The organism is Paraburkholderia lebeckiae (assembly GCF_050436325.1).
GTDB classification, from domain to species: domain Bacteria; phylum Pseudomonadota; class Gammaproteobacteria; order Burkholderiales; family Burkholderiaceae; genus Paraburkholderia; species Paraburkholderia tuberum.
In genome coordinates this window covers 679,226-697,277 of sequence record NZ_JBNDLZ010000002.1, presented here as the reverse complement: position 1 = coordinate 697,277, position 18,052 = coordinate 679,226, and the positions used below count along the sequence as shown (strand labels likewise).

The window sequence follows — 18,052 nt, the reverse complement described above, 5'->3', positions numbered from 1 at the left end:
CTGGCGCGGACGATTATGGGCATTGAATCAGACGGTGGCGATGACGCTGGCGCGGTCTCGACGGGTGGGGGTTATGCGAGCGGATGGCCCCGATGACCGGGCGCGAGGCAAGGCGTTGCCAGCCGCCGCAGCATCCCGCCAACCGTCGTCAGAGGGTGGGCTCGGTGTTGGGGGAGCACTGGCATGGCTGAAAGCGTAGGGACTATTGTTCCGGCGAAAGATGTCAACGGCTAGGCGGGCCATTGACATCGGAGCCGCCGCGCGCAGCGCTTTGAGAATGAAGCCGGCTTGGCCGACGAATTACCGGCTGTCGTCGCTTCGCCGAAGGGCGACTCGTCCAATCCGGTCATTCGAGCTTCCCGCGATTCGACTGTTTCTGCACGGCTGGTTTCGGAGAAATCGAATAGGCGCGATTGACCCTGATGACGCCAGTATTGGCTTGTTTACGAGCCCGCCGGCCTCTTGGTCGATGTAGGTCATCCAACCTCGATAATCACGTCCCTCGCGAGCACCTGTTGAGAAGCATCGATTACTTCCTGGACTCAACCGGCGTACCTTTCCTGCGAAAGGAACGCTTGTAACGATGCGGACCTTTACAAACAATGAGTTCGGTTCGCCATCTCTTCGGAGCGTCTGTGCTTCGGCTTAAATCTATCGCGTTCCTACGCGGCTCCTGCCGCTTTCACGCAGCGATTTCGTTTGAACAGAATCGCTGCCTGTCTCGTTGGCTCCACAGGTTCGGGCCGACTCAGTGATAATTGACGGCCACATGCCGGCACGCCCGCCACCGCCGCGCGCGAATCGCCACGTCGCCCGGGCGCAGAAACTCGATGTGCATCGAAACCAGGCGGCGCTGAGCTAAACCGTTGCAAAAACACTCGTCGTCGTGCGACGATTTGCTCGCATGGAAATGTGCGCGAGCAGAACATGGGACAGTCATGAAATCGACAACCGAACATCCTGCGAAACCGGGGATAAAGACCGAGGAGAGCCAGACAATGTCAAACCAGGCCGCCCCTGCGCGGCCTCCAGCAAAACGGCCATCCAGGAAGGCGCCACAACGGCTGCCCCGCGCGGCGCGGCAGGCACAGGTGCTCGCGAAAGCGGCCGAATATTTTTCAGAGCACGGCCTGAACGCCCAGACGCGCGCGATCGCGCAGGCCTGCGGGGTCTCGCAGCGGCTGCTCTACAGCCTTTTCCCGAGCAAAGCCGCGCTGATCGAAGAGGTTTACAACCGCGAAGTCGCTGGCCTGTTCAAAGCGATGTGGTTCGTCCAGTTGAAGAATCGCAGCGTGCCGCTGGAGATGCGCCTCGTCACTTTCTACCGCGAATACTACGAGTCGCTGCTGACGCGCCGCTGGCTGCGACTGTTCCTTTACTCGTCGTTGGCGGGGCTGCGTATGGCGCCGACCTACACCAACGCGGTGGTCACGCACGCGCTGGAGATCGTTGTCACCGAGGCCGCGCATGACGCGGGACGCGGCGTGCCGACGAACATCGACGAACGGACCGAGATCGGCTGGATGCTGCACGGCGCGGTGTCGCACCTGGCAATCCGCCGCCGCGTCTATGCAAACGACAATACGACACCAGCCGAACAGGTGATCGCGATGAACGTGCGGGCGTTTCTTGCCAGCATTCCAGCGCTGCTGCCAGCGCGGCAGGCCGCCTGACGCAGCCGCCGCACGCCATCAAAGCGGCGCGACGCACAACCTCCAGACCGCGCACCGTGCTGCGCCGACGTCGCTCCTCCCGCTGATCCTGACACCCGGGCGGCGCTGCAGCCGCTGCAACGCCGCCCGCTCACTCCACCTGATATCGCAACGCGAAATCTTCCGTCGCGCGCCGGCAGCGAGACGGCCATGACGCCCGAAGTGTCAGACTCAGCCACCTTTTGTCGTCAGGTGATGTCGTATGGATCATCAGAATGATGGAAGGGTCCCGGCTAGAAGTTGGCATAAGTCTCTGTAAATTAACAATAAAATGAATTGACCTGTCGAATTCTCAGTCATGTCAGATGATGTATAAAAATTTAAGTCTTCAATTGACGATTTATTTTGACGTGAATATTGTTCGTTCCGAAGCGGTCAGGGAAATTTGATCATCACCACAAGGTGTGCCGCAGCGGCGGCCGGGAGCGAATCATGAGCGAAGTGATGAAGTTCGGCAGTGGTCGTCGTCGTTTTCTGCAGATCTCCGCGGGCGCGGGGCTGGCTGCGGCCGGCATGCTCGGCGGACTCCCGCGCGCCCGCGCCGCGGACGTCGTCAATCTGTACACCTGGTCGGCGGGAGTCGATACGGTCAAGCGCGAAGTTGCGGCGTTTGAGAAGGAAACCGGGCTTGCGGTCAAATACAACAACCTGCCGTTCGCGCAGTATCGCGAGGCGATGATCACCAAGTTCGTCGGTCAGGCGCCGGTCGATGCGCTGTGGGTCTCCGACGGCTGGCTGCCTGAGTGGGCCGACGCAGGCTGGCTCGCGCCAATCGACGCATATCCGCAACTGCTGAAGTACAACAGCGACGTGCAGGACTTCTGCACGCAGTCGACGCGGTACAAGGGTCATCAGTACGGGATGACCTATTACACCGACTACATGGCGTTCCTCTATGACGCGAGCATGCTGGCGAAAGCCGGCATCGCCGCGCCGCCCGCGAGCTGGGACGAACTCGTCGACCAGTCGCTGAAGATCAAGAAGGCCGGCCTGTCGAACTACCCGCTGATGATGTCGATGGCGCGCGAGAGCTGGCTGATCGAGTTCATGTCGTCGCTGGTGTTTTCGCACGGCGGGCGCTTCGTCGACGACAGCGGCCGCGTCATGATGGACGATCCGAAGCACGGCGCGATCAGCGCGTTGCAATGGATCGTCGACGCGGTCAACAAACACCACATCCTATCGCCGGCCTGCGTTGAACTCGGCGAGCTGAACGGCTTCAAGGCCGTCGCCTCCGGCAACCACGCGTTCGCGCTGCTGCCGCGCTACCGGATCCAGGCGCTGAACGATCCACGCCAGTCGCACGTCGCCGGCAACATCAGGCAGGCGCTGATGCCCGCCGGTCCGAACGGTTCGCACGCAACAGTTGCCTGGATGCGCATGCACGCGATGAGCGCGGCCGCCGGCGCAAACAAGGCGCGTGCGGCGAACGCGGTACGCCTGATCGAAGCCTTCGGCGGGAAGTTCGACGGTCAGTACGCGTTCCAGAAGGCGATGTTCCTCGATACAGGCACCGCGTTCGGCGTGAAGCCGCTGTTCAGCGATCCGCAGGTGCGCGCCGCATATGAGAAGTACGGCGACTTCGCGATGTTCCAGAAACAGCAGGACCTCGCGCGCAAGAAGGACGTGATTACGCGCTGGTTCGGCGAGTGGGACGAAGTCAACAGCAGCGCGTGGCAGGCCGCGATCCTTGGCCAGTCGAGCGCCGCCGACGCGTTGAAGAAATCGGCCAGCAAATGGGCCGAGCTCAGCAAACAGGCCTGAGGTCGCGATGAGTGCACCTGCTCTAACCCGCCGCTGGCTCGTGCGGCACCCGGTGTCGGCTACCGACCAGCGCAGCGCGATGCTGCTGTTGCTGCCGATGTTCGTCGTACTGCTCGCGGTCGCCGTGTTCCCGGTGCTGTATTCGCTGTGGACGAGCCTGTTCGACATCCATCTGACGCGCATGGACGCGCCGTTCGTCGGACTCGGCAACTACATCGCGATTTTCCGCGACCCGGACTTCTGGGCCGCGGTCGGGCGTACGGTGTGGTTCACGGTGGTGTCGGTGCTCGCGATCATGGTGATCGCCACGCTTATCGCGCTGCTGCTCAACCGGGAGTTTCGCGGCCGCCGCATCCTCTCGGCCGCGCTGCTGATTCCGTGGGCGATTCCGTCCGTGGTCGACGGCCTGATGTGGAAGTGGATCTACGACTCCGGCTACGGCGCGCTGAACGGCCTGCTGTTGCAGCTCGGCGTGATCGGCCATTACATGGTCTGGCTCGGCGACACGCACAAGACATTGCTGCTGATCGCCAACGCGTTCGTCTGGAAGGAAGTGCCGCTCGCGACGATCCTGCTGCTCGTCACGCTCAAGTCGGTTTCGCCGGACCTCTACGCGGCCGCCCGTGTTGACGGTGCCACAGCGCTGCGCCGCTTCGTGCATGTGACGCTGCCGTCGATGCGGCCAGGTTTCATGCTCGTGATGATCTACGAGGCGATGACGGCGGTCCGTCACTTCGATCTGTTCTTCATCCTGACCGAAGGCGGTCCGGCCGACGCGTCCCACGTGCTGTCGTGGCACATCTACGTCGAGACGTTCCGCAAGCTGTCGTTCGGCAGCGGCGCGGCGGTCGCCTACGTGCTGGCGCTTGCCACCTTCGCGATGTCCTACACGATCATCCGTCTGCTCGGCAGGAGGCTCTAGGCATGTCATCCGCTCCGTTTATCAAGCGCATCGCACTGTTCGCCGCCGCGGCGCTGATGCTGGTCTACGTGCTTGCGCCGGTCGCATGGCTCGTGTCATCTTCGCTGCAGCGCGAGGCCGACATCACCTCGATTCCGCCGCACTGGATTCCGCACCCGGCGACGCTCGCGAGCTTCCGCGCGATCGTCCAGGCCGGCACCGGCACGCTGCCGGCCGATGCGTCGTTCGTGCCGTCGAGCGCACAGTATCTGCTGCCGGCGCTGCGCAACAGCCTTGTCGTCGCGTGCGCGGTGGTGGTGCTAAATCTCGTGGTCAGCTTGCCGGCCGCCTACGCGATGGCAAAGATCCGCTACGTCGGGCGCGACCTGTCGGTGTACTTCATGCTTGCCACACGAGTCATTCCCGACATCGCATTGATCGTGCCGTTCTTCCTGTTCGTGCGCAAGCTCGGGCTGCTCGACAACGTCGGCGCGCTGATCATTACCTATCTCGCACTGACGGTTCCGTTCAGCGTGTTCATGCTGCTTAGCTATTTCGAGGGTCTGCCCGACGAGCTCGACAAGGCCGCGCGGGTCGACGGCTGCTCGCGGATCCAGGCGCTCATCAAGGTGTTTTTGCCGCTCGCGTTGCCGTCGCTCGTCGCGGTGATCCTATTCACCTTCCTGACGAGCTGGAACGAGTTCCTTTTCGCACTCATGTTCACGCAAACCGCCGCGTCGCAGACGGTGCCGATCATTGTCGCGTCGTTCACGTCGGATTTCACCACCAGCTTTTCGTTCATCAACGCGGCCGGCGTCGTCGCGATCGTTCCGCCCGTCATCATCGCCGTGGTGTTCGAGCGCTACATCGTCTCCGGCCTGACCGCCGGCGCGGTCAAGGGATAAGGGGATCGAAACATGGCCCAAATCGAGTTTCAACAAGTGGCGAAACGCTATGCCAACGGGCATGTAGCGCTGCACAACCTGAACCTGCGAATCCGGGACAAGGAGTTCCTGGTGCTGCTCGGGCCGTCCGGCTGCGGCAAGTCGACGACGCTCAACATGATCGCCGGCCTCGAAGAGGTTACCGAAGGCAGCCTGCGTTTTGACGACACCGAGGTGAACGACATGCCTGCCCACAAGCGCGATGTCGCGATGGTGTTCCAGAGCTATGCGCTTTATCCCCACAAGAACGTCTATGAGAACATCGCGTTCGGGCTGCGCATGCGCAAATATCCGCAGCACGAGATCGACTCGCGGGTACGGGCAGCGGCCCGTTCGCTCGAGATCGAGCACCTGCTCGAGCGGCGGCCCGGCCAGTTGTCCGGCGGGCAGCGTCAGCGCATCGCGCTGGGCCGCGCGATGGTGCGCCAGCCGTCGGTGTTCCTGATGGACGAACCGCTCTCCAACCTCGACGCGGCGCTGCGCGTGTCGATGCGCGCCAGCATCAAGGCGCTGCATCAGTCGATGCAGACCACCTTCGTCTACGTGACACACGACCAGGCCGAGGCGCTGACGCTTGCCGACCGGATCGTCGTGATGTGCCAGGGCGTTGTGCAGCAGATCGGCACACCGGATGACATCTACGAACGGCCGGCGAACAGGTTCGTTGCCAACTTCCTCGGCAGCCCGCCAATCAACTTCCTCGACGGTGTCCTCGAAGACGCGGGCGCTGGGCTGTGCTTTCGGCGCGGCGGTCTGTCGCTCGCACTTGACGAAGCCACGCGCCGGCGACTCGCCGCACGCGCGGGCCAGGCGATCACGCTCGGCATTCGCGCGGAGGATATCGACGAGCACGCGCACGACGGGGACTGTCGGATCACCGGCGAGATCACGTCGCTGCTACCGGTCGGTTCCGATCAGTTCATCGGCCTGTGCAGCGACGATCATCAGATGTTCTTCCGCGTAGGCAAGGAACGCTCGTTCGCGGTCGGCGAGCGCATGTCGATCTCCGTTAACCGGCGTCGCCTGCATCTGTTCGATCAGGCAAGCGGCATCAATCTCGCGGTGTGAGTCCATGAAACCATCCGCCTTTTCATATCACCGGCCCCACTCGCTCGACGACGCGCTCGCGCTGCTCGCCGAGCACGGTTTCGATGCGAAGGTGATCGCCGGCGGCCAGTCGCTCGGGCCGATGATGAACATGCGCTTCGCGCAGCCCGCGCATCTGGTCGACCTCAATGCGCTGCCGCAGCTTGCCGGCATCGAGCGCACCGGCAGCACCCTCAGGATCGGCGCGCTCACGCGCCACCACGAGCTCGCGACCAGCCCGCTGGTACGCGACGCATGCCCGCTGCTCGCGCTGGCGGCCGCAACGGTCGGGCACTACGCAATCCGTCAACGTGGCACGCTCGGCGGCAGCCTTGCGAACGCGGACCCGGCCGCACAGCTGCCGCTGATCGCGCGCACGCTGGACGCGCGCGTCGAGGTGGCCGGTCCGGGCAGGACGCGGGAAATCACGGCCGCGGATTTCCTGCTTGCGGCGATGACGACCGCGCTCGAAGCGGACGAGATCGTCACCGCCGTGCGCTTTCCGTGCGCGCGGCCCGACGAGGGCCACGGCTTCGAGATTTTCAGCCGTCGCCACGGCGACTTTGCGATTGCCGCATGCGCGGTTAGTGCCATCGTCGATGCGGGACGCTTCACGCATTTGCGGATCGGCGTGGGCGGCGTTGGCGACGTGCCAGTGTCGCTCGATGACGTCGCGGCGAATTTCATCGGCGCAACTGCCGACGACGCGACGATTGCGTTCGTTGCCGAACGCGTGGCCGCCGCGATCGATCCACACGACCAACCGGGGATCAGCGCTGCGTATCGGCGCGAGCTGGTCCATGCGCTGTGCGCGCGCGCGCTCGCGCGCGCCAGCAGGTACACCTTGCAGGACATCTGAACGATTTATGGAAAAGACGGCGATTCATCTCCAGGTCAACGGTGCGTTGTACGACGTGCGCTGCGAGCCTCGCAAGCTTCTGTCGGACGTGCTGCGCGAAGACTGCCGGCTGACCGGCACGCATGTCGGTTGCGAACACGGCGTGTGCGGAGCATGCACCGTGCATGTCGACGGCCGGTCCGTGCGCGCGTGCCTGACCTATGCGGTGCAGGTCGACGACGTGCCCATTACGACGATCGAATCGATTGCGGCTGGCGGGCAGTTATCGGTGCTGCAGCAGGCACTGCACGAATGCCACGGGCTGCAATGCGGCTTCTGCACGCCGGGCATCGTGATGACGTTCGAGGCGTATTTGCGCGAGAACGCGAAGCCTACTGAAGCGCAGGTGCGCGACGTGCTCTCCGGCAATCTGTGCCGCTGCACCGGCTACCAGAACATCGTGCGCGCGGTCATGCTGGCGGCCGAACGCCTGCGCGCGGAGGCCGTCGATGTCTGAGGCAGACTTTCGCTACCTGAACCGGCCGGTGCCTCGCACCGAGGACTACCGGCTGCTGACTGGCCACGGGCGCTATCTCGACGACATCGAGATTCCGGGCGCGCTGCACGTCTGTTTCGTGCGCTCGCCCCATGCGCACGCGCGCATTGTGTCGATCGACGCGAGCGCGGCGCTCGCGATGCCCGGCGTCGTCACGGTCGTGACCGGCCGCGATCTTGCGCAGTGGACCCGGCCGCTCCGCGTCGCGCCCCCGATCGAAGGACTGCTGCCGGTCGAGATCGAGACGATGCCAGTCGAGATCGTCCGATTCCAGGGCGATCCGGTCGCGTGTGTCGTCGCGGCGGACCGCTACATCGCCGAGGATGCGGCCGAACAGGTGCTGGTAAAGTTCGACACGCTGGCCGCCGTGACCGACATGTGGCAGGCGCTTGAGGCCGACGCGGTGCAGATCGATCCGATGGTGCCCGGCAACCTGGTCTCGCACCAGACGTTCACGCACGGCGATCCCGCCGGGGTTGAGGCCACCGCCTATCGCATCGTCGAAGCGAGCTTCGGCCAGCAACGGCAGACCCATGTGCCGATCGAGACGCGCGGCTGCGCGGCGGTGTGGGATCTGGGCCGCAAGCATCTGACCTTCCATATCGGCACGCAGGTACCACATCCGCTGCGCACGCAACTCGCGGCGCGTCTGGCGCTCGACGAGTCGCAGGTCACGGTGATCTCTCAGGACGTTGGCGGCTCGTTCGGTCAGAAGATCGCACTGTATCGCGAGGAGCTGACGGTCGCGGCGCTTGCGCGCCACCTCGGACGACCGGTGCGCTGGCGCGAGGACCGGCTCGAAAACCTGACGGCCGCCGGGAATTCGCGCGAGGATTTCTGCCGCACGCGCGCGGCAGTAGATCAGCACGGCACACTGCTTTCGCTCACGCTCGAGATGCGCGAGGACTTCGGCGCCTACTGCTTCTTTCCGGCGAACTACCTGGCGCGCGTCGTCGCAATGATCCTGAGCGGGCCGTACCGGCTCGACCATTACGCGTTCGACGTGAAGATCGTGCTCAGCCACAAATGCGGGAACGCGCCGATGCGCGCCCCGATGTCGATCACGAGCTGGGTGATGGAAGGCACGATCGACGCGATCGCGCGCGAACTCGAACTCGATCCGGTCGAGGTCCGCCGCCGTAATCTGATTGCTCCGCAGGAACTGCCGTACCGGACGCCGACCGGCGAAACGCTTGCCGATATCACGCCAACGGAAACCTTCGAGGCGGTCCTGCGGGCGGTCGACTACGCCGGGTTTCGCACGCGCCAGCGCGATGCGCGCGCACGCGGGCGCTATCTCGGCCTTGGGCTGTGCAACGTCGTCGAGCCGACCACCTACGGCTCGCGCTTCTACAAGGCTGCCGGAATTCCCGGTTCGGGCCACGAGGCGAGCTGGATACGGATTGAGCCGAGCGGCATCGTTAACGCGTCAGTCGGACTCGGACCGAGCGGCCAGGGCTACGAGAGCGCGATGGCAAATGCGGTCGCCGAAGGGCTCGGCGTCGAGCCGTCGAAAGTGCGCATCCACATGGGTCATACCGACATCGCGCCATACGGGATGGGCAGCCGCGGCGCGCGTAGCGGCACTGCCGGCGGAGGCGCGCTGTTTCTGTGCGCGCAGGACGCCCGGCGCAAGGTGCTCGCCATTGCCAGCACGCGACTTGACGTGCCCGCCGCGGCGCTGCGCCTCGCCGATGGCCGCATCGAGCAACGCGAAGGCGATGCCTGGCACGGCACCGCGCTCACGCTGACCGACATCGCGCGGCAGGCGTACATGGACCCGACGTCGCTGCCGCCGGGACTCTCGCCTGGCCTCGAGTTTCATCTGACCTACGACCCGCCCGCCATGACGTACTCCAATTCCGCGCACGCGTGCGAAGTCGAGCTTGACGTGGCGACTGGCGCGCTGCACATCGCGCGCTATGTGATCGCCGAGGATTGCGGAACATTGCTGAACCCGACAGTCGTCGAGGGCCAGCAGCACGGCGCGATTGCGATGGGCCTTTCGGGCGCGTTGTTTGAGGAGGTGATCTACGACGAGACCGGTCAGAACACCACCGGCTCGCTTGCCGAGTACCTGATCGCGACGGCAACCGAACTGCCTGAGATCGAGATCATCCCGATGCATACGCCAAGCCGCTCGACTGCGGCAGGTATCAAGGGCATGGCCGAGGGCGGCGTGATGGGCGCGCTCGGCGCGGTTACGAATGCGCTGAATGACGCGCTCGCGCCGTTCGGTGTGGTCGTCGAACGGCATCCGCTGACGCCAATGTTCGTACGCGACCTGTTGCGCGAATCGCTTTGACTGGACGAACTGACATGAATCAGGTTTCAACCCAACCCGCGGTGGGCTTCATCGGCCTTGGCATTATGGGCGGCGCGATGGCCGCCCGGCTCGCCGCAGCCGGCTATCCACTGCATGTGTATAACCGCTCGCGCGCGAAGGCGGAGCCATTGCTGGCGGCAGGCGCGCACTGGCACGACACGCCGGCCTCGCTCGCCGCCGCTGCCGAGATCGTTGTGACAATCGTCGGAATGCCGGCCGACGTGCGCGCGCTGTACCTTGGCGAGGCCGGGCTGATCGCGCATGCACGGCCCGGCGCGGTGCTGATCGACATGACCACGTCGAGTCCCGCGCTGGCGCGCGAGATGGCCGGCCACGCGACTGCGCGCGGCATCGACATGCTCGATGCGCCGGTGTCCGGCGGTGACGTCGGCGCTCGCGAGGGACGGCTGTCGATCATGATCGGCGGCCATGCACCCGTGCTCGCGCGCGTCGAGCCGATGCTGCGCTGCCTTGGCGCGAATATCGTGATGCAGGGTGGCCCGGGCGCCGGCCAGCACGCGAAGCTGTGCAACCAGATCGTGATTGCGTCGACCATGCTCGGCGTTTGCGAAGGGCTTGCGTATGCCCAGAGCGCTGGCCTCGATCCACATACGGTTCTCAGCGCGATCGGCGGCGGTGCGGCGGGCGGATTCCTGCTGAATAACCTCGGTCCACGCATCGTGCGCGGTGACTTCGCGCCGGGCTTCTTCGTCGAGCATTTCATCAAGGACATGCGCATCGCATCGGAGGAAGCGCGCGACATGGGCCGCGCGTTGCCGGCTCTTGAACTCGCGCGCCGCCTGTATGGACAACTCGCCGACGCCGGCCACGCGAGCTCGGGCACCCAGGCGCTCTTCAAAGTCTATGACGAGGAGGGCGCGCAATGAAGTTTGCTGACAGTTGCTCGCTGCCCGCATCCCCGGAAGCGGTGTGGGCTGCGCTGAACGACCCGGAGGTGCTGAAGGCGACGCTGCCGGGCTGCAAGGCGCTCGTGATGCGCGACGAGTGTCATTTCGAAGCGACGGTGCAAGTTCGTGTCGGCCCCGCTGCGGCGACGTTTCGCGGCGAGGTCGAACTCGCCGATCTCGAGCCACCGCGTGCATACACGATCATCGGCCAGGGCAATGCGGGTCCCGCGGGTTTCGCGAAGCTGACCGCGCGGGTGAAACTCGAAGGCCTGGGCGACACGACACTGCTCAGCTACGAGGCCGACGTCGAGATTGGCGGCAAGTTGATGAGCGTGGGCTCCCGGCTGATCCAGTCGGCTGCGGCGAAGAACCTCGAGTCGTTCTTCAGCGCCTTCAGCGCGCATATCGAACATAGCGTTGCACCGGCGGTGGAGCAAGCGCCGGTGGCGGACGAAGTTGCTCCCGGCGCCGCGCCGTCCGCTAACCCGCCCACGCGCGAGCGGGCGCCCAGCCCCGTGCCGCCCATCGGGCTGGGCTGGGCGCCATGGTTGGTCGCTACGGCAGCCGGTTTCGCGGGTCTCTTGATCGGTTTTCTGGTCGGGCATTCGATCTAGCTGGGGCCGGAAGTTTAAGTCTCATCGTGGATTCAGTCCCGGGTTTCGCAGTCGTTGATCCGTTTGGTGGGCTCCATTTACTTTTTGAAGAGGGCATTGATGAATAGGAAATTGGTAGTCCTTATTGGTTTGGCGGCCGTCTCGGATGCCGCCTTCGCACAAAGCAGTGTCACCCTGTATGGCGTCGCGGACGACAGCATTACGTACACCAGCAACCAGGCGGGCCACGCGGCTTACCAAACGTTCAGCGGTGGGCTCGGCGGCAGCAAATTCGGCTTCCTCGGCAACGAAGACCTGGGCGGCGGACTGAAGGCCGTGTTCCGCCTCGAGAGCGGGTTCGACATGAACAGTGGCAAGCTCGGGTACAACGGCCGCCTGTTCGGCCGTCAGTCGTACATGGGCCTGTCGGGCGACAACTCCGGTACGCTGACGCTCGGCCGCCAGTACGACTTCATGGTAACCAACCTGCAGGGACTCAGCTCCGCGCAACTGTTCGGCGGCTCACTCACGACGCATGCGGGCGATGTCGATGGGATCTGGGGCTCATATCCGGTCAGCAATGCGATCAAGTACGTGAGTCCGGTCTACCGCGGTCTGTCGGCCGGTGCGCTGTACAGTTTCGGCGGCGTGCCGGGCGCGGTGGGAACATCGCAACAGTACGGTTTCGGCGCGAGCTATGCGAACGGGCCGCTGAAGGTTGCCGCTGCGTTTTTGCAGGTGAACAACCCGGCGGTCGCGCGCTTCGACGGCGGGGCCGCGGCGACGCCCGGCGGTCCGTTCACGAACCCGGTCACGAACCCGATCTACAGCGGCTATGCGACCGCGCATTCGATGCGCACGTTGGGCGCGGCGGCGAACTACACGCTCGGCGCCACGACCTTGGGCGCGACCTACACGAACACTGCGTTCAATGATGCGGTCGCAACCGCCAGCACCACGTTCAGTGGTTCAGCGACACTCGCATCGTACGAGGCGTTCGTTGCGCATTACTTCACGCCGGCGGTCATGGCGGGCCTTACGTACGACTACACGTCGGCGCCGCACGCCCACTACAACCAGCTTGCGGCGGGTGCCCAGTATCAGTTCTCGAAGCGCACGTTCACGTATCTGGTGGTCGCGTGGCAACGCGCGAGTGGCGTCGATTCGACCGGCCATGCGGCAGTCGCGGATCTCACTTACCTGACGCCTTCGGCGACCGCGAACCAGGTCGCGGTGCGCATCGGCATCCGCCACAGCTTCTGAGTGTGGCATAGCGGCGCCATCTGTGACGGCACGGGTTCCGCTCCGGGTTGGCGCCGGTTGCGGCCGCGCCGCCCACTTTCGTTCGAGGATAAATCATGTTGGTCGAAATGCGTACCTACCAGATCACGGCGGGCAAGGTTGGCGAGTTCCTGGCGATCTACGAGCGCGAAGGGCTCGGCATCATCACCCAGTATGCGCAGCTGCAGGGCTGCTGGACCAAGGATTCGGGCACGCTGAACTCGGTCGTGTTCTGCTGGGCTTACGACGATTACGCGCACCGCGCCGCGCAGCGCGCGAGGTTGGCCGCGGATCCGCAGTGGCAGGCCTTCACGCCGCGTATCCTGCCTTTCCTGGTGCATCAGGAGTCGGTGTTTCTCGCGCCGACCTCGTTCTGCCCGGAGACATCAACGTGCGCGGGGTCAAAAACCGTTGACTTGCCAGTGAGGCAAAAATGATCGATGCCGAACTGATCGCCAGGATGATGTCGTGGCGCCGCCAACTGCACGAACACCCCGAGACCGCTTTCGAGGAAGTGTCGACCTCGGAACTCGTGGCGTCGGTACTACTCGATCTGGGCTACCAGGTCCACCAGGGGCTTGGCAAGACCGGCGTGGTCGGCACGCTGCGACGCGGCAACGGGCCTGCGCTCGGCCTGCGCGCGGATATGGACGCGCTGCCGATGGGTGAGTTCAATCAGTTCGAGCACTGCTCGCGCAACCCGGGCAAGATGCACGCATGCGGGCACGACGGCCATACGGCGATGTTGCTCGGTGCGGCGGCGCTGCTCGCCCGCGACGACGGCTGGTGCGGCACCTTGAACCTGATTTTCCAGCCGGCCGAGGAAGTCGCCGGTGGCGGCCGCGCAATGATCGAGGACGGCCTGTTCGAGCGCTTCCCGTGCGACGCGGTGTTCGGCCTGCACAATTGGCCGGGGTTGCCGCTTGGTCAGTTCGCGATCAACGATGGCGCGATGATGGCATCGTTTGACACGTTCGAGATCCGCGTCGACGGCAAAGGTTCGCACGCGGCAATGCCGGAGGAAGGGATTGACACGCTGGTGTGTGCAAGCCACATCGTGGTCGCGTTGCAGACGATCGTTAGCCGACGCTTATCGCCGAAGGAAGCGGCGGTCGTCAGCGTCACACAGATTCACGGCGGCGAGGCGTGGAACGTGCTGCCGGATCAGGCGGTGATACGCGGCACGGTGCGCTGTTTCTCCAACGAGATGCAGGCGCGCATCCGCGCGCTGCTCGGTGAGATCAGTACGACGACCGCCCGCGCGCACGGCGCGAAGGCGAGCTTCGAGTACTACGACGGCTATCCGGCGACGATCAACGCGGCACACGCGACCGGCATCGCGCTCGCGGCAGCGCGCGCAACGGTGGGTGCCGATGCGGTGACGTTGGGGTGCAAGCCGTCGATGGCGTCCGAGGACTTCGCGTTCATGGCACGCGTGAAGCCGGGCGCGTATATCTGGATGGGTGTCGACGGTGCAAATCCGAGCGCGCCGCTGCATAACCCGCATTACGACTTTAACGACGAAGCTCTGGCGATTGGGGCCTGTTATTGGGTGAACGTGGTGAAGGGGTTTAAGGGCTGATGTTCACCCACATTTTGCGTCTCGCTGCGAGTCGGGCAGCGACCATGTCGCGATACCGCGACAGGAGCTGCGACCTATGGCAAAACGCTGGTGGGCCGCCGGAGTGACGTGGCTGACTCATGACCCGGCGGCGTACCGCGTCGGGTCTTTCCCGTTCACCTCGAGGTATCAAGGAGCCGCGTCGCACATACCTGCTCGAACAGGCCGCTCACATTGGTCAATTGAAGCTGCAAAAACACTGCGATGTGCCTGCCGCTTGCGAAGGATCACTTGATTTCTGTTCAATAATGAGCCGCCGTTTTGGTGAAGTATGTCCATCTGTTCGGGGTCGGTCCAAGGCTTTGCTCGAAGGCCGTCATTCGCCAAGCGAAACTGGGATCGAGGCCGGATGACCGCATAGACCGAGCATTTGCCGGCTGTCATATTCACATCGATGACGCTTGTGCCTCGAAAACAGCCGTTCGTGCCGCACGGCATTGAACGGCCGAGTCACGCCCTGAGGTGGTCCGTCAAGTGTTTTTGAACGGGAGCCTGTTCTTCCGAAGCCCTCCCGGTTTGACCTGCACGTTGCTGGCCGGGCGAGTTGCCCACCGCCGGCCAGCGTCATGGTCGTAGCACGCGACCCGCTGGCCGGCCGTGGACAACTCGCGACATCACGTCAAATCGAAGCCACCGGGACCCGGAACGAACTTCGCCAACCGCTTACCCTCCCGGCACGCATTTGCTCCGGAGGGTGGCTTGAAGAGGAAGTTCGAGATGTACCAATATCGACAGGTTCTGGTGCGAATGCGCCAGGGTGACTCCGACCGGGATATCGACCGGTCGAAGATCATGGGCCGTAAGAAGCTGGCAGCCGCGCGGGAGATCGCAACCGAGCGCGGGTGGCATTCTCCGGACAACGCTCTGCCGGATGACGCGCAGCTCGCTACAGCGTTTAGTCGCAAGGAGTTCCTGCCGGCGAGCTGTATCTTGTCGGCCGAACCGTGGCGCGAACAGATTGCCCATTGGCACGACGCGGGCGTCCATTGCACCTTGCTCTGCATCTTGACGTCTAACCGTAGTTTCGGCGCATACGCCCATGCGCGGGCATCCAAATTTCCGGGGCCACCTCTTCGGCCGACGGCAGCACGCTTCGGATTATGTTAGTCACAGCAGCAGCTTGGCTCGTGCGTCGCTAAAGCGGTTGCATTCATCCATCAGCCAGTTCGAAAATGCGGCCACCCGCGCATCGTCCTCCCGCTCGGTGAGCAGCATGTAGCGGGCCGGCGCAGGTACGAGGCGGCTAAAGATGTTGATGAGGCGGCCGTGCTCGAGCTCTTCGTAGACGAGCGCAGTGCGCGCCACGGCGACGCCTTGATGACTCAAGGCCGCGCTAATCGCCAGGCTCGCCAGATTGAATTGTGGCCCCGCCACCGCTCCGAGCCATTCGGGCCGAGCGGTCTCCAACCAGGTGCGCCATTCGATGAACTCAGGCGCTCCATCCCATGGCGAGAAGTCATGCAATAGTTCGATTCCCTTGAGCGATCGGCCCGCGGCAAACCCATGGTGCTCCGCCAAATATTGCGGTGTTGCCACCGGCAGCAGATATTCGTCGAGTATCGGTATCGCGCGGATCGTTTCGTATTGCCCGGGATCATAGCGAATCGCTACGTCGATGTCATCGGCCAACATGGCCTGTCGATCCAGCGTTTGAAATTCAGCCTTCACGCGCACCGGTATGTCCGCGTGCAGGCGATGAAACTCGACCAGACGCGGCATCAACCACTGTAAGGCAAATGAGGGCGTGCAATTGATCTGTAAGGGCGCATTGGATCGCCCAAGTTGATTGATCGTTGTCTCGATGCTGAGAAACGCGTTTCTCGTGCATTCGAACAACGTCGCACCTTTCTGCGTCAGGGCAAGCGAGCGGTGCTGGCGCGTGAACAGTGGGTAACCCAGCCGGTCTTCGAGATGTCGAATGTGCTGACTCACCGCCCCCTGCGTCAAGCTCAGCTCAGCCGCCGCCTTGGTAAAACTGAGCAGGCGAGCTGCCACTTCGAAGCAGCGCAAGCCGCCCAGCAGTGAGGAATCGAGGGGCATATGTATTAGCGAGACTAATGCGTCGAATAGAAATTATAGCTTTTTTGGCCGGCGCCCATGCCCTATATTCGCCGCATCCAAAGCAAGCATAGGTACCCGGCGTGATTCCCACCGTTACTGCAATTGCCCCCGATTTATTAGCCAGACTACAGAACCGTACTCCTCTACTGTGGCTCAATGCCGCATTAGGAAATGCGTTGCCTGAAGATTTACCGGGTGCCGCCGATATCGACGAGGCAGATGCCCGCTTAGAACGTTGCGCGGGCCTGATGGCGCATCTCTTTCCCGAATTGCAAAGTAGCGCGGGCCTGATCGAATCGCCGCTGATGCGTGTCGAACGACTCCAGCAGGTGATGGGAAACGCTACTGAGCCTGACGCTGCGTGGTTTATCAAAAGCGATCATGCCCTGCCCATCGCCGGGTCGGTCAAAGCGCGTGGAGGCTTTCACGAAGTATTGGCGTTCGCGGAAAAGCTGGCGCTCGAACACAGCGTGCTCGCCCATGATGGCGACCGGCGAGCACTCGCGGGCGCCGCAGCCCGCGAGTTGTTCGCTCAATACACCGTGAGCGTCGGCAGCACCGGCAATCTGGGCATGAGCATCGGCGTCATGGCTGCCGCCTTGGGATTTCGATCGGTGGTGCATATGTCGACGGAAGCCAAGAGCTGGAAGAAGGATCGTTTGAGAAATTGTGGCGTTCAGGTGGTCGAGCACACGGGCGACTACGCGCAAGCGGTGGCGGCCGGGCGAGCGCAATCGCTCGCTGACCCCAAAGGCTATTTCGTCGACGACGAGAATTCCCTGATGCTGTTCCTGGGCTATGCAGTCGCCGCGAGGCGGCTGGCGAGCCAACTGGCGGCATTGAATCGTCCCGTAGATGCTACGCATCCTTTGTTTGTCTACATTCCGTGCGGTGTCGGTGGCGCGCCCGGTGGCATCACCTTCGGCCTCAAAGCACTTTTTTTTGAACACGTACACTGCTTTTTCGCCGAACCCGTGGCGTCGCCGTGCATGTTGGTGCAATTGGCGGCGGGCGAGTCCGGGCCCACGTCGGTCTATGACATTGGTCTGGACAATCGCACCGAAGCGGATGGCCTCGCCGTCGGCCAGGCGTCGCATCTGGTGAGTTCGCTGATGCGCTCTCAGCTCTCGGGCGTGTTTACCGTCACGGACGCGCAACTGTATGTGCATCTCCATCGCGTGGCGCAAACCGAAGGCGTGCTGCTCGAGCCATCGGCCGCCGCCGGATTCGACGGACCGGGATGGCTGACGCGCAGCGACCAAGGCCAAGCCTATCTTCGCCAGCACGGGCTGGAGCGTCACATGGCTAGTGCCACTCATATCGTCTGGACAACAGGCGGTTCGCTGGTGCCGCGCGAAGAGCACGAGCAATTTCAAGCGAGAGGCCAGGTGCTTGCGGCGCGGGATGAACTCGCCTGAGACCCCTGCAGGGCATCGCCGCCAACCGTCCATAACAGCATCC

16 protein-coding genes are annotated in these 18,052 nt (G+C 63.7%); 15 read left to right on the top strand and 1 reads right to left on the bottom strand.

The annotated features are described in order from the left end of the window. Positions 1-998 precede the first annotated feature (998 nt). From OKW44_RS06195 to OKW44_RS06130, 14 genes are all read left to right on the top strand, one after another. Positions 999-1,673, top strand: coding sequence for a TetR/AcrR family transcriptional regulator (locus OKW44_RS06195; RefSeq protein ID WP_051103796.1), 675 nt, complete (start codon positions 999-1,001; stop codon positions 1,671-1,673). Positions 1,674-2,144: 471 nt separating this feature from the next. Continuing rightward, on the top strand, positions 2,145-3,476 hold the full coding sequence (locus OKW44_RS06190) for an extracellular solute-binding protein (protein ID WP_018420980.1): 1,332 nt from the start codon (positions 2,145-2,147) through the stop codon (positions 3,474-3,476). A 7-nt stretch (positions 3,477-3,483) separates the two neighbouring features. After that, complete coding sequence (locus OKW44_RS06185; protein WP_026225899.1) at positions 3,484-4,398, top strand: carbohydrate ABC transporter permease; 915 nt, start codon at positions 3,484-3,486, stop codon at positions 4,396-4,398. Between the two features lie 2 nt (positions 4,399-4,400). Next, on the top strand, positions 4,401-5,282 hold the full coding sequence (locus OKW44_RS06180; protein WP_018420982.1) for a carbohydrate ABC transporter permease: 882 nt from the start codon (positions 4,401-4,403) through the stop codon (positions 5,280-5,282). Between the two features lie 12 nt (positions 5,283-5,294). Next, positions 5,295-6,389, top strand: a complete 1,095-nt coding sequence (locus tag OKW44_RS06175; protein WP_018420983.1) for an ABC transporter ATP-binding protein — start codon at positions 5,295-5,297, stop codon at positions 6,387-6,389. Positions 6,390-6,393: 4 nt separating this feature from the next. Next, positions 6,394-7,266, top strand: a complete 873-nt coding sequence (locus tag OKW44_RS06170) for an FAD binding domain-containing protein (protein ID WP_018420984.1) — start codon at positions 6,394-6,396, stop codon at positions 7,264-7,266. 7 nt (positions 7,267-7,273) lie between these two features. Further along, positions 7,274-7,762 (top strand): (2Fe-2S)-binding protein, encoded by a 489-nt coding sequence (locus tag OKW44_RS06165; protein ID WP_018420985.1) that lies wholly within the window; start codon positions 7,274-7,276, stop codon positions 7,760-7,762. Continuing rightward, positions 7,755-10,106 (top strand): xanthine dehydrogenase family protein molybdopterin-binding subunit, encoded by a 2,352-nt coding sequence (locus tag OKW44_RS06160; protein WP_018420986.1) that lies wholly within the window; start codon positions 7,755-7,757, stop codon positions 10,104-10,106. Before OKW44_RS06165 ends, OKW44_RS06160 begins: the two co-directional genes overlap by 8 nt. Next, positions 10,097-11,014: an NAD(P)-dependent oxidoreductase gene (locus tag OKW44_RS06155; RefSeq protein ID WP_239499130.1), complete on the top strand. Its 918-nt coding sequence runs from the start codon at positions 10,097-10,099 to the stop codon at positions 11,012-11,014. The genes OKW44_RS06160 and OKW44_RS06155 overlap by 10 nt, the downstream gene beginning before the upstream one ends. After that, the gene (locus OKW44_RS06150; RefSeq protein ID WP_018420988.1) at positions 11,011-11,649 is read left to right on the top strand and encodes an SRPBCC family protein; all 639 of its coding nucleotides are present in this window, start codon (positions 11,011-11,013) and stop codon (positions 11,647-11,649) included. Before OKW44_RS06155 ends, OKW44_RS06150 begins: the two co-directional genes overlap by 4 nt. A gap of 99 nt (positions 11,650-11,748) precedes the next feature. Next, positions 11,749-12,891, top strand: coding sequence for a porin (locus tag OKW44_RS06145; RefSeq protein ID WP_026225900.1), 1,143 nt, complete (start codon positions 11,749-11,751; stop codon positions 12,889-12,891). Positions 12,892-12,986: 95 nt separating this feature from the next. Continuing rightward, on the top strand, positions 12,987-13,346 hold the full coding sequence (locus OKW44_RS06140; protein WP_018420990.1) for an NIPSNAP family protein: 360 nt from the start codon (positions 12,987-12,989) through the stop codon (positions 13,344-13,346). Beyond that, positions 13,343-14,491 (top strand): M20 aminoacylase family protein, encoded by a 1,149-nt coding sequence (locus tag OKW44_RS06135; RefSeq protein ID WP_018420991.1) that lies wholly within the window; start codon positions 13,343-13,345, stop codon positions 14,489-14,491. Before OKW44_RS06140 ends, OKW44_RS06135 begins: the two co-directional genes overlap by 4 nt. Positions 14,492-15,229: 738 nt before the next feature. Then, positions 15,230-15,637: a hypothetical protein gene (locus OKW44_RS06130; RefSeq protein WP_018420992.1), complete on the top strand. Its 408-nt coding sequence runs from the start codon at positions 15,230-15,232 to the stop codon at positions 15,635-15,637. On the opposite strand, the gene OKW44_RS06125 is transcribed toward OKW44_RS06130, so the two are convergent. Then, entirely contained in the window at positions 15,638-16,576 is a 939-nt protein-coding gene (locus tag OKW44_RS06125; RefSeq protein WP_026225901.1) for a LysR substrate-binding domain-containing protein, read from the bottom strand. A 95-nt stretch (positions 16,577-16,671) separates the two neighbouring features. Between OKW44_RS06125 and dsdA the strand changes: the two genes are divergently transcribed. Further along, the gene (gene dsdA / locus OKW44_RS06120) at positions 16,672-18,009 is read left to right on the top strand and encodes a D-serine ammonia-lyase (protein WP_429409671.1); all 1,338 of its coding nucleotides are present in this window, start codon (positions 16,672-16,674) and stop codon (positions 18,007-18,009) included. Positions 18,010-18,052 lie beyond the last annotated feature (43 nt).